Genomic DNA, 12,850 nt, shown 5'->3' with positions numbered 1-12,850 from the left:
ATGTAAATATAACAAAAAATATGAAATATATTCCTGATGATCAGCTTTCAAGATAACGGTTCAAAGATTCCTGCAAATGATTGCGGATGTCATCAACTAAACCTTTCGGTTCCAGAACGGTTACTTCCTTTCCATAAGAAAGAATCTCCTGCATAAAATCATAAGTAGGGTGGAGGAAGAACTCAAAATAGATCTCTTCCGGAGTTTCTTTGGTTTCTTTCTGTGACTGGTGAAGCGGAAAACTTCTGATATATTCTCCCTGGTGGCGGCTGCATTTCAATACAATGTTCTGTGGATTCTGTTCTGTGAGGTTCATCACCCCGAATGCATTTTTGAAATGCTCCCTGAAGTTGTATTTGTACTTTTCTCTGAACTGATTTTTGGATACGTCCAGATAATTAATTCTATCCAGCCCGAAAGATTTTAAAACTTTGTCTTTGGTATCAATGGCAATAAGATACCATCGGTCTTTAGATTCTTTTAAAGCCAAAGGATGCACTTTTCGGGAGGTCATCAGTTTGTTTTTGTAATTGTAGTGTTCAAAACTTACAACTCTTTTATTTCTGATAGCGAAGAACAGATCATAAAAATGTTCTACACCAGTGGGTTTTCTGCTTTCAAAAAAGATGAAATCTGAAAAGTCCGGATGAAGATTCAGGGCGTTGCTCACCTGAAAGGACTCAAGAAGCTTTTGATTGTACTCATCCACTTCCATAATCGGGCGGCTCTCAATATAATATCGGTTATCACCCTTTTTTTTGTTGTGAATAGAGAGGTTGAAAAGATCGGAAATCTCCCGGATATCCCTCTGCAGGGTACGGATAGAGTAGCTCTTGATTCCTGCATCCTGGAATTCAAATGAGTTTAAAAGATAGTCCTCCAGCTGTGAATAGGTAGCCGGAGAACTTTCTAATCTTTTAATTATTAAGGCATATCTTGTCAGATAAAAATCTTTCTTCATTTCTCTATTTTTATGGTGCAGCAGCGCTGCGTTCATGGTAAAGTTGTATAAGACAAATATATGCGGTTAATGCGACAAAACGTGTCGTATTTTATTTTTTATCTATTATATTCTTATCAGAAGGATGCCGTCAAATTACCATTTTCATCCCATTTTTTATAAGTTCCGTCGTATTCTACGTTGTTATGGGCTTTATATTCTGTATATTTTTTACCGTTTTTATGATAAGATCTGAACCATCCTTCCTGATAGCCATCTTTATATTCCTCTTCGCAAAAAAGCTCGCCAGTGTCATAGTGCCGTAAAACAATACCTGTAAAAGGGCTGCCATTGTGATAATATATAGGAACTCCTCCGCCATCTAAACGGTTACATGTTAACTCGCTTTCTTTTATTGTTAATACTTTCATAGGTTTAATTGGCTCCCATTTTTTACATGTGATGAATATAGCACGAATGTAACAGTTTAAAAAATATAAGCCACAGCATTGCTGTGGCTTATCAATTAACGTATTCTACTTTTTGTAGAGTTTCAAAATATAACATCTATACATTATTTCTGCAAAATTTTTTTAAGTATTACTATTAGGAATCAGTTTTAAATTTTTTTGAAATCCTGTTCCTGAAAGTCCTTATCATTAATGCTATTGTAATTAATATTATAGCGTTTTAAATAATCAATTGCATCTTCCTTATTCCCTTTTATAATTGTTTTTCTCATTAAAAGATTCATTTGCCTATCAACCTTCTCATAAATAGTAATTTCAAACTTATTTTTAGCGCTGTTAGATGTTAATGATAAAGTGTTGTAATACAATATGTTGAATATTTTAAAATCTTTGTTAAGATCAATGTAATCATTAGATATCACATGGGTTTTGCATAGGAAACTTTTTGAAATCCATGTTTTTGTGTTATCATTATCACAACTACTACTTAGAATAAAAGAGTTTAAATATGTATTAATATACTTAACTCCTGAATTATCTTTTTGTGATTGTATAAATAATTTATTTGTATCAATTTCTAAAAAATTCAAACAGTTTTCCTTGCTGTTTTCATATTGATCAAATTTGAATTTTATATTATATTGATTGGGAAAATCTTCAATTTTTATTGTGTAGTTTTTATTTTTACTTTCTTTATGCTGAGTTGCAAACTTTAAAGGTAGAATATCAGACTGAATATATTCTTTGGAATTACTATTGTAGTTGGTTACAGCTTCTTGGAAAGCCTCATATAGAGAACCTTGAAAAACATAATTCACCTGTTTTTTAAAATCGTATTGTAAAGCGCCCTGAGCTGAAAAATGTAATGGAATAAATATAAAAAGTATAAATCTAAATAGAGTTTTCATAATTTATTTAAAGTTTTGGTAATTTCATTAGCAAAAATAGTCAAAATTTTATCACTAGAATTTTTAATTTCTGAATAATCACCATTATATTTTTTTTCCATTGCTCTCATGAGGAAGTCCATTAAATTTCTGCTATAGTCCCATATATAACCTGTTTCTTTAGTAAAATCGACGAGACCGGATTGGTTCCTGTCGGTATGTTGCTCAAAGTTAAGTTCTGCAACTGTATTTACACGCGAGGAAACACTCTCTCTTATTTTATCCCATTGGTATTTAATAAAAGACCTTCTGTCAGCATCACCATTCTTAGGGTAATCCATAATATTTTCAAGGGTTTTTTGCTGAGGAAGTTTCAGATCCCCTATTTGTGGACTGCTTCCTGGAATATCAAAAGTATGTCTAACACCGAAGCAGTGTGCAATTTCATGAGCTAAAGTCATTGTTTTTCCAATAGCATTATTGGGAATAATGATTTCTTTTGCATCGAGAAAAGCCATTGCTTCATCACGGGAAGTAGTTGAAGTAGTTGCTGTTGAAGTTGTAGTTATCTTTGTTTCGATATTATGACATATAAATGCAAAAAGATAATTTATTTTAAATTCATAATGTAAATAACCATATAATCGATCTTTAATAAAATCATATCTTTTCATAACACTACCTCCTGAATTGAAAGGCTTTGTAATATCCAGGTCATCTAATACTCCCTTTAGTGAGGAGGATGGATCAATTAGCTTTCTTGTAGCAGTTCCGTCGTTTACATCGAGATTTTTTAATTCTGTTTCAGTATTTATTATAATTTCATTAATTATTTCTTCATAGAATCTGGACGTTATTATTCTTAAAGCTTTATTTAAATCATTGAGTTCATATGGCTTTCCAGCTCCCTTATTTGTCAAAATATTGGAAATTGGCTGCCCGTCATATTTCCCATCTACAAGTTCTTGATCATTAGCTTTAATAAACATTGTTTTATTTGCTCCTCCGGAAATTAATTCTACAGACGATTGATTTAAAGCTTTCATATTTAAATCATTTATCATTGTTGTACCATTGAAGGGAGCAGTTGGAGTCGTCGTATTATAAAAAACATCAATAAAGAAGGATTTTGCTTTTAATAATTGATTAGGTAATAGATTTATTTTGCCTATTTCCAATTCTTTTCCTGTGCCATCACTGATAAAAGCTGTTATTGTTGTTTTGTCAGCAATAAATTCGCTAGCCTTAGTTTTAATAATAAAATCTAAAACATCCTCATTCTTATTAAATGTAAGAGAAGGGGTAAAAGTTTCAATACCTTTATTATTAGATAATTTGAATGAAACAATAGCTCCTAATTTTGAAGCATTATCTGTGTCGAAAAATTTGACAGACAATACGACTTGTTGACCTGGCTTAATAAGTACATTGGGAATATAATAACTGATATCTGTCATTTTTTTATTCCTTTTTGATAATGTGTATGTCTCATCAATAAAGTAAGATACTGGCGGAGTTTTTGGGTCTTTTAATTCATATGTTAGATTAGGATCTTTTTCATAAAATGACTCAAGTTTTCCTACAATTTTTTCTCTTGATTTGTCGTCAACTGTTTTTCCGCCAACAACCTTTTTTTCATAGTATCCATTTTTGTAGACATCAGTATTATTACCATATAGATGCTGGCAAAACATATCAAAACCAAATGATTGATTATATTTCATATCGTTGTTTTTACCAGATGAATCTTTAGGAAGGCCCTTCGCCTGATCTGGAGATCTAAAAAACATTAATAATTTGGGAGATGTGGTACTAAATTTCCTATGATTAGTCTTATAAACATCCACATCTGTCACTCCAATCTTTGTCAGATTTCTAATATCTATATTTTTCATTTTTTAAGATTTTTGAAATTAAAAATTGTAAAAAAATAGCGGTGATATTTCACACCGCCATTAAGGTAAATTCTATCCGACAATTGTGGTAGGCAATGTTGTAGCTCCGTCACTATGTGACAATTGTGCATCTTCATCCAATCTGAAGCTTGTTTCAAACTCCAATTCTGATGGGTTTTCACAATTTTCCGGGGCATTTTCCGGGAAAATTGGTAATGGCTGATTTACCGGAAGCCCTGTGGATTTGTCCTGAAGGATCGTCAATGTAGTAGGGATTCTGGTAATCCAGTATTTACCCTGAGGTTCTCCGGTAGGCTGTCTCATTTCGTCTACAATACTCATGTACATTGGGTCGCCGATTACCGGAACAGATCCGCCATTCCAGATCAACCCTGTTTCAAGGAAGAACTGAACAGCTGCTTCGAAACCTGGTTTTACGGTAACGATAATTCTTGCCATACCTGCCTGAAGGAAGCTTCTGAACAATGGGTCCATACTTTCGCTGATGTAGAATTCCTGCCAGCTCTTACGGTTAGCCCAATAGTATGGATAGAAGGTGTAATCCATGATTTCCCATTCGAATGCCTGCTCCATAAACTTGGCAAGGGCTGTATATCTGTCCAGATTTTCATTCAGATATACCTGGAAATTATCCATGGTTGTTTTCTCATCAGCACCGTTGGTTGTTTCCTGGCCTAATGTATAAAGGTAATCCTGTAATAAATAAGCGATACAGTTGTGCTTTAAGACGTCATGTTCCATATAACGGTAGAAAGTATCCTGTCTTTCTTTAAGCTGAGCTTCTTTTTCTTTTTGCTCTGCATCCAGCCTTGCCTGATCTTCCTGGAATTTGGCATAAGCAGCTTCATAGGCTTTAATAATATCGTTAAAACTGTCTGTTTTCCATTGGTTGATAAAGGCATCGCTCAGCTCACAGTTCACAACGACTTTGATGGTATAACTTCTTACGTTGTGTCCCTTCACCTGGAAAGATACATTACCTGTAATATTGAAACCAGATGATCCATCGTCAAAATTAAGGTCTCCACCACGTTCAGAACGGCCAATCATATCTCCTTTTAAGTTAGAGAACATCACTTCAGAATAACGAGACCCTGACCATCCACCACCTCTGTTTCTGGTTGATCTGCAGGCAAAGCTTGCATTTTTTCCGGCATAATTGTCCGGGATGGTAAACTGTGTATAGTCAATTCCAAAATCATCATTTGTCTGAGGAACGCTGGAAGCAGTATGAATTACTTGTTTGGTTGCTTCCGGGAATGCCTCTAAAGTTACTCCGTATTCCTGAGCCCAATGCTGGATCTGTACAATCGTTGCCGATTTTGGATCTGCCATTAACCATGGTTCCGGTGCTTTTCTCGGGTCTACAGGAGCCTTAAGCACCTGAGCTTTGGCAACAGTAAGAGCCAGACGGTGTAATCTTGAAGGTTCAGGAACCATAAATTCAAACATTGTACGCTTACCATAGTTGTAGATCTGGTTTTTCATTTTCTTGTCGATCCATCTGTAAACTCCGGTAATGTGTTTAGGCTGTGCTGCTTCAGCATTATCAGTGTTGGTTACCTTTCCTCTGTTGTCATATTCATGAACATTGGTTTCGGTATATTCTTTAATGATTTTCTGAACTCTTTCTTCCGAAATTTTAGTAAGAACTCTTTCCATTGCTCTTTCCGTGATTTCCTGAGATTTCATCACAGCCTGTCTTGTACTGTCGTGCTGTGCCGTATTATTGGCATAGTCTGCACCGATTTCAAACTTCATGGCACTGTCATTTCCATAACTGAATCTTGTGTAGGCAGAAATACTCTGCTGCTTCTCAATTTCTTTCGCAACTTCGGTCTGCATATCCGTTCTGGAAGTTTTGGAAGTGTCTGACATTTTCTCTGTTTCCTGAGACTTTGATGTGGTATCTGTAATTTCTGAGTATTCTCTGGAAACGGAAGACTTATGTCTCAATTCGCTTGCCATGACGTTCTCAATATTGGACACTTCTCCCGGAACATAAGCATGAACACTTTGCACGACTTTCATATAATCTGCTACTCCCAATCTTTTGATCCCGAAATTTTTACGTTTTTGGGTTGTACCTGGTTCAGGTGTACCCGGGTTTTCAACTGCTGCACGTTTTAAAGTCAGCATTCCGGTAAGGTTTAAGTCTTCTTTCAGATATTGTGTGGCAATCTCTCCATAAGCCTGGCTTCCGTTATCAAAAATAATTTCTATTTTGAAACTAAAGCTGGTTCTGAATCTGTTTACCAAAGCCGCAGGTAAGGTAATTTTATTATCAACTACAGAAATATTGCTGTAATTTTCTTCGAAAGTTCCGGCAGCATCTGTTGTAGCCGTAATTTTAGCATTGGCAACGCTCCACGAAACATCTTCAACTTCAAAAGAAAAATTAACAAATCCTCTGCTGCCTGCTACTACGTAAGCACTGTGAGCATATAAGCTGTATGCCATCGGTGTTCTGGCTGTATTCTGAATAAGAGGTATTGAAGCTCCGCCGATATTGGCATACTGTTGTTCCGGAAGAGGACTGTTTTGAAGTGCGGTCTCCATGGAAGCAGAAATATTGTTTCTTACAACCAGTAAAGCATCAGCATAGCTTTCAATCTCATCATCGAGAACAATGTTCTGAGCACCAATTCTTAAGGTGTCATGCGAAAGAATCTGAAGGCTGTCTTTATCTTCTGCCACAGAAGTTAAGCTGGTTGTGGATTCACCGAAAAGTTCCACAAAAAGGTCGAAAGATTCAGGAGAAAGCTTTGCCTGTAAATCTTCTAAATTGATTTCATTTTTGTACGTAAATACGAAAGGAGCAACTTCATATTCTTTCAAAGTGCTGTAAAGACGTTCTTTTTCTTCTTCAGACATGTCCGGAGTGATTTTACTGTCTACTTCTGCCAGTTTTCTGTCATACAGTTCCAAACGTTCTTTGTTTTCTGCCATATATCTGGAATACTCATCCTGGTAGGCCTGATGTCTGGATTTATGGAACTTTTTCTGAAGCTTTTCCAGTTCGGAATTCAGTGTGTTCAGAGATTCTTTTCTGTGGATCGCTTTGCTGGATATAAAAGAAGCTCTTGCTTCAGACTCTAATCTTTGAACCGTTCTCGCTGCCAAAGCCGGTTCAGAACCTTCAGCTCTCGCAGAAACTAAAGATGCCGTTTCTGTATCCTCTGAAAATAGAATGGTAGGAAGTATAATTTTCCCATCCATTGCTTTTTCTAATGGTTTTTCTCCATTAATTTTGATGATTTCCTGATCCGTAAGATCCTGATTGCTGGCAAAACCAAGCTGAATAGCCATTAAAATGTGGCTGATGGCTTCTTTAATATAGAAATCCCCTTGGGTAACAATCTGATAAATATAATTATTCCAAAGCTGGGAAAATATAGCAATTCCTTCTGCGTTTAGCTGTCTGTTGGGATTAATAAGGCTTTTGTAATAATCCGTAACGAACGTCCAGTCAGCGCTTTCTAATGTTTCTTTTTTAGAAAGCTTTCTTCCGATCATCAGAAGGTCTTTAAATGCTCCTTCTTCGATTTTCTTTTCGCTTTCGAATCCGGCATTGTTAAACTCACCGGCAGCCCTTTTCATGGCTGTAAATTTTAAAGTTTTGGCAGGCCTTCCAACGACTGCTGTATCAAAAACACCGGTTACTCCTTTAGGTCTGTGGATAAATCCTAAGTTTTTGTCTTTAATTTCTGTCAATTGCGGGTTTCTCAGACTTACAAATCTGAAAAGTGATTGTGATGCGTTATTGGTATTCATAGGGTTTGTTTCTTTGTAGTTAATAATTCCTTCTCCTATTAAGGATTTTCCGACGGTAAATGCGGATTTTGCTGTTGATGTATTGTTTGTTGGCATTTTATTTTTTGGTGTATTCAAGTGTTAGAGTAAACGAGTTGATAAGAGAATAATCATAATCAGGTGTATTCAACAGTTCTATAATGGCTCTTTCTCTCTCGATCGTGATGTAGGCTTTTGTTCTCCATTGGTTACCTGCAAATGCCGCTTTAAGATCATCCCATTCTGTAAACATTTTGTTGGAGATAATGGTTTCAAGATCCGGGAATTCAGGTATTAAATCGATTTCACCTGTTCTCGGAATCTGATTAAGATACAAGGTCTTTTTATAAACAGGCTTACCGTTGATCCATTTTCCACCTGTCAGCTCTTCTTTGGTGCTGTAGGAATGCTGTTTGTCTGCATATTGTTTCTGAATGTAATCATTTTCCTGTGCGTTGTCTCCAAAATAAGTTTTAGAACTTAATCCTCTGGCATTTGATACCTGATGTTCTACCATAACAGGTTCATCTGGATAATTGCTTACCATGATTCCTTTTCCGTCAGAATGATCGGTAAAACTCGTTAAAGAGGCTCCGGCATTACTTAAACTAAGTTTTGCACCATATGCTCTTGCCAATACACCGTAATCTTTACTGACATCTAAATTCGATTGTATAGAATTATCTACACTGCCTGATGTGATCAAAACTCCGCTTGGAAAGAAACCTACCTGGTTTTTAATTCCGTCCTGAGTATTGATTTTATAAAGAAGAGATTCAATTTCCGGTGCTTCGGCATTCTCAAATTGAATATGACCAGACACGGGATTGTTAACTTCTGTTCCTGTAATAGGAATGCAGTTTTGGAAATCAGAAAGATTTTTATATCCAAATACATTATTGGCATTTAGAACAGCTACTTTTGTATAGGTATTATCTGCTAAAGGTGTTCTTTTTGCAGAAACCACAGCGTCAAAATCTAATGTTCTTGCGGCAAAATCTCCACCAATTAATGGAGTGACAAAATCATGACGTCTTGCTACAGGATTAGATTCAATGACCAACTTGTTGAATGTTGAACCTCCTAACGGGGCATTACAGCCGATAACGACATTGTTGTCACCCCAAACTCCCATAGCATGTGTAGTGGAAGCTGCATTATATCCAACAAAAGTATTAGATCCCCATGCGCCTGAAGTTGTCACTTTTCCATGAATATTTCCTGCAAAAGCACCTAAAAAGGTATTCTGGGTTCCATTAGTTAAGGAATAAGCGGCTCCAAGTCCAAGCGCAGTGTTATTAGTTCCGGCAATATTTTTGTTTCCTGCCTCATCTCCGATATACGTATTTCCATTTCCTGTTGTTGTTTCAGTTCCCGCTTGTGTTCCGAAAAAAGCATTGAAATTACCCGTTGTAAGTTTAGTTCCACTTGAAACACCGGTTGCGGTATTCCATCTTCCTGTGGTGGTTTCATTTAAAGCATAAGAACCAAGGGCTACGTTATTTGATCCTGTGGTTAATTTTGACAATGTATTATAACCAATGCCTAGTCCGTAAGCTCCGGTATGATCCGTATTCAAATTTCCAAACCAAAAGGAATAAGTGGTAGGACTGAAGTTTATTTCGCCCGCTCTGCCCTGGCTTGGCTGAAAAATAATAGGTTTGGTTGTTCCGTTACCTCTGTCGATGACATTCTGTAAATTATCATTTCCGCTAAAAGTTGGCTTATCGGAAAGATCGTTGTAACTTCCTGTTACAGCTACTTTTTTTACAGTGATTTTTTCCTGTCCTTCCTGTGATAATGTCACACTTCCATCAGCATTGGTCGTTGGAATGATGCTGAATTCCGAGAGATTGATGTGAAAGGCTGATCCGTCATTTTGGGTAATGGTAATAATATTTTGAGAGGCATCATATACCGCGTTTTCAATGCTGATATCACGGGTTACCAAACTGCTTAAATCTACGGATTTACTTTGCTGGACACCATTCTCACCCGTATAAAATACCGTTAAGACATTTCCATTTAGTTGGGGCGACTGAATAGCTGTCTGAGTTTCAATTTTTTCTTTCCAAAGCTGAGCATCTTGTTGGCTTATATTGGAAGCGTTTACATCTGCTTTTTTAGACAGATCATAATCTAATTGATCTGCAGGAATCTTTTCATCTTTGTGCCAGTATGAATCATGCCACTCCCAGAATTCTTCCTGTACCGGAATGTCTCCGTTTTCGAAATATTGTTTTAATTCTTGTTTTGTTTTCATTTGTTTAAAATTTAATTGATCATTTTTCCTCCCACGATTTCAACTGTACTATCAAAAGAATAAGGTAAATAAGTCGTTTCAGGGCCTAATGTTACTTTTGTAAGCTGGTTATCTCTGAAAGCATTGTTTTCAATTTTGAGTACACTGTCGGGAATAATCACTGAGGTGAGTTGATTACTGACAAAAGCATCTGATCGAATTTCTGTTACTCCATTGGGAATATCAACAGATGTTAGTTTATTAACAGAGAAGGCTGCTTGTGAGATAATTGTTATTCCTTTAGGAAGGCGAAGTTCTGTCAGTAGATTGGCGGTAAATGCTTGTATTCCAATATGAACAACGCTGTCCGGAATAAATAAAGATGTCAATTTGTTATTGTAAAACGCCCAATTGGGGATTTCGGTTACCTTTGGAGGAATTTTAAAGGTTGTTAAGCTGCTGCCACTAAATGCGCTTTCCTGAATGCTTGTTACGGAGTCAGGGATTTCTATATCAGTTACCTGCAGACCTGCGGTGAAATTTTTGGGAATGGTGAGTGTTCCTTCTTTTATCACAATTTTTCTTTTTGAAAAGAAGGCGAGTGAAGCATTTTTATCAGCATCCATTTCAGCATAGAGTATGTTGAATGTACCATTCTCCAGACCTGAAATCTTCCGCATGTCAATTTTCTCGTCTTTATGCCAGTAAGCGTCCTGCCATTCCCAAAAGTCTTCCTGCTTTGGGATATCTCCATTTTCAAAATAGAGTTTTAATTCTTGTTTTGTTTTCATAAAACGTCGTGTGATTTGTTGATTAATTAATTGTTGTATATTTTTTTGTAGAGGTTATAGTTTGTTATATTTTCAGACATAGTTCTGGCTGTCCAGCATTTTGTGAATGGTGAATTCAAAGGTGTTTGAGATTGTTTAATGAGATGGCTGTGCGTGTGTTATAGAGATATCTAAGATAATGACGGACAGCGTCAGAACTTGTCGTGTTTTTTTAAATTTATTTAAAAAACATCTTCTTCAGGTATTCCTTTTTCAAAATCTTCTCTGAAGAAGTTTTCAATGTCATTGAGATAGTTTTCATAATCCATCTCAGCATTTTCGATATCGCTCCATTCTATCGTATAGAGATCTTCATCGGTGAGTATATCTGTATTGTGATCTGGTGTTTCCATGTTTTGTGTGATAAGGTGTTGGTTATAATTTTTTGAACATATTTCAGGCTGTTCAGCATAGGGAAATGTTGAATTCAAATGCTTTATAAAAGTTTTTAAGGATTGTTGTCTGTGTATTTTTTGATATTTCAAAGGTAATCGTGCGAAACGACAAAACTTGACGTGTTTAAAAAAGATTTTAAAATTTTTCACTATAATCTTAATAGCTTATATGAAGGGTTTATAAGGTAAAAAGCTTATATTTTGTTTTTGATGAGTTTCTGAACAATCTGGTTCAAAGTTTCTCTGTTATCGTCGATATAGCTTAATCCGGCTTGTATCAGATTCTCAATATTGGATCTTCTTACATTATCCATGGCGGGAGAAGCATTTTTCAATGAAGGATTCAAACGGTAATAATTTTTTTGATTTCTAAGTCCCAGTGTCTGAAACATCTGTTCCAGCTGATAATCTACTGTTTCTGCATTGGCAGACATCAAAATGTCAACGATTGGGCTTACCCAGCCAATTTTTCCTGCTTTTTCCAGTCTTTTAAAAGAGTAAGGTCTTGCTTCAATTCCTGTTCCGATAGAAACCATAATCATATCGTTTACACTTGGATGGTTGGCTTTCTGATGGTTTTTTAAAACTTCTGCAAAAGGGATCTTTCTTGCTTCAGCATAGGCGCAGAGTGCTGGGTTATTAGCAAACATCCCACCGTCAATCAGGCTGAAAATTTGTCCGTACATGGATTTAATCTGAACAGGACTAAAATAAGTGGGAGCCGCTGAAGTCGCTCTGCAGATATCTCTTACAAAGAAATTGTCTGTGCTGAGGTTGGCTTTCCATGAGTTGAAAAGCTTTGCTCTTCTGTTCTCAATATCATAACTCGTTATTAAACATGGTTTAATGAATTCTTTTAATTCTAAATTTCCAAAAAAGTCATTTAAGTTTTTTTCAAGAGCTTCCTGGGAAATTTTTTCATTCAATAATCCGAATGGATTGACCAGTTTTTCCCAAAAGGAAACCTGGAAAATGTCGCCCCCCTTTTCAGCATATAATTCCAACCCTTTTTGAATAGAATATTTTGCTTTTCGGGTTTCATCAGGAGAGAGAATAATAGAAGCAATCAGACCTCCGGTACTGCTGCCGGCCACCAGATCAAAATAATCTCCGAGTTTGGCAGCCGGCTTATCATAATACTGAAGCTGCTCTTCTATGTAACGCAGAATAATGCAGGTTACGATTCCCCTTATTCCACCTCCGTCCAAAGAAAGAATGGTTGTCTTTTTCATGTGATATTTTTAATGGTTTTTTAAAAGGACACATGCAATCTTAAATCTACAGAATCCGTTGAATAATCAAAAAATGTTGAGATTCCATATTGAGATTTCATTGCTTTTTTCGTTGTTTTCTTATAAAGCAAAGGTAGGCTGGGGAA

Annotated in this window: 9 protein-coding genes; all 9 read right to left on the bottom strand. The window is 36.1% G+C overall.

Annotation, left to right across the window (positions count from 1 at the left end; genetic code table 11):
• Nucleotides 1-40 precede the first annotated feature (40 nt).
• Nucleotides 41-961 carry a helix-turn-helix transcriptional regulator gene (locus ACODR7_RS13765; protein ID WP_062673781.1) on the bottom strand — a complete coding sequence of 307 codons (921 nt, stop codon included), beginning with the start codon at nt 959-961 and terminating at the stop codon, nt 41-43.
• 116 nt (nt 962-1,077) lie between these two features.
• The gene (locus tag ACODR7_RS13760) at nt 1,078-1,371 is read right to left on the bottom strand and encodes a toxin-antitoxin system YwqK family antitoxin (protein WP_488839859.1); all 294 of its coding nucleotides are present in this window, start codon (nt 1,369-1,371) and stop codon (nt 1,078-1,080) included.
• A gap of 188 nt (nt 1,372-1,559) precedes the next feature.
• The gene (locus ACODR7_RS13755; RefSeq protein WP_488839857.1) at nt 1,560-2,318 is read right to left on the bottom strand and encodes a hypothetical protein; all 759 of its coding nucleotides are present in this window, start codon (nt 2,316-2,318) and stop codon (nt 1,560-1,562) included.
• Nucleotides 2,315-4,192, bottom strand: coding sequence for a hypothetical protein (locus ACODR7_RS13750; RefSeq protein WP_488839855.1), 1,878 nt, complete (start codon nt 4,190-4,192; stop codon nt 2,315-2,317). Before ACODR7_RS13750 ends, ACODR7_RS13755 begins: the two co-directional genes overlap by 4 nt.
• A gap of 72 nt (nt 4,193-4,264) precedes the next feature.
• Nucleotides 4,265-8,083, bottom strand: coding sequence for a hypothetical protein (locus ACODR7_RS13745; RefSeq protein WP_488839853.1), 3,819 nt, complete (start codon nt 8,081-8,083; stop codon nt 4,265-4,267).
• Nucleotide 8,084: 1 nt separating this feature from the next.
• Nucleotides 8,085-10,268, bottom strand: coding sequence for a hypothetical protein (locus tag ACODR7_RS13740; RefSeq protein ID WP_488839851.1), 2,184 nt, complete (start codon nt 10,266-10,268; stop codon nt 8,085-8,087).
• Between the two features lie 11 nt (nt 10,269-10,279).
• Nucleotides 10,280-11,038, bottom strand: a complete 759-nt coding sequence (locus tag ACODR7_RS13735) for a leucine-rich repeat domain-containing protein (RefSeq protein ID WP_488839849.1) — start codon at nt 11,036-11,038, stop codon at nt 10,280-10,282.
• A 221-nt stretch (nt 11,039-11,259) separates the two neighbouring features.
• Nucleotides 11,260-11,508 carry a hypothetical protein gene (locus ACODR7_RS13730; protein ID WP_488839847.1) on the bottom strand — a complete coding sequence of 83 codons (249 nt, stop codon included), beginning with the start codon at nt 11,506-11,508 and terminating at the stop codon, nt 11,260-11,262.
• Between the two features lie 158 nt (nt 11,509-11,666).
• Nucleotides 11,667-12,704, bottom strand: a complete 1,038-nt coding sequence (locus ACODR7_RS13725) for a patatin-like phospholipase family protein (protein WP_488839845.1) — start codon at nt 12,702-12,704, stop codon at nt 11,667-11,669.
• Between the last annotated feature and the right edge of the window lie 146 nt (nt 12,705-12,850).

The sequence above is a fragment of the Chryseobacterium sp. FG46 genome (genome assembly GCF_057809135.1).
Note: the sequence above shows the minus strand (reverse complement) of the source record. Positions and strands in the feature narration are given on the sequence as shown.

Bases quoted from the DNA above. Each gene is read 5' to 3' on its own strand.
- ACODR7_RS13765 (WP_062673781.1), bottom strand. From the start codon at position 961: ATGAAGAAAGATTTTTATCTGACAAGATATGCCTTAATAATTAAAAGA.
- ACODR7_RS13760 (WP_488839859.1), bottom strand. From the start codon at position 1,371: ATGAAAGTATTAACAATAAAAGAAAGCGAGTTAACATGTAACCGTTTA.
- ACODR7_RS13755 (WP_488839857.1), bottom strand. From the start codon at position 2,318: ATGAAAACTCTATTTAGATTTATACTTTTTATATTTATTCCATTACAT.
- ACODR7_RS13750 (WP_488839855.1), bottom strand. From the start codon at position 4,192: ATGAAAAATATAGATATTAGAAATCTGACAAAGATTGGAGTGACAGAT.
- ACODR7_RS13745 (WP_488839853.1), bottom strand. From the start codon at position 8,083: ATGCCAACAAACAATACATCAACAGCAAAATCCGCATTTACCGTCGGA.
- ACODR7_RS13740 (WP_488839851.1), bottom strand. From the start codon at position 10,268: ATGAAAACAAAACAAGAATTAAAACAATATTTCGAAAACGGAGACATT.
- ACODR7_RS13735 (WP_488839849.1), bottom strand. From the start codon at position 11,038: ATGAAAACAAAACAAGAATTAAAACTCTATTTTGAAAATGGAGATATC.
- ACODR7_RS13725 (WP_488839845.1), bottom strand. From the start codon at position 12,704: ATGAAAAAGACAACCATTCTTTCTTTGGACGGAGGTGGAATAAGGGGA.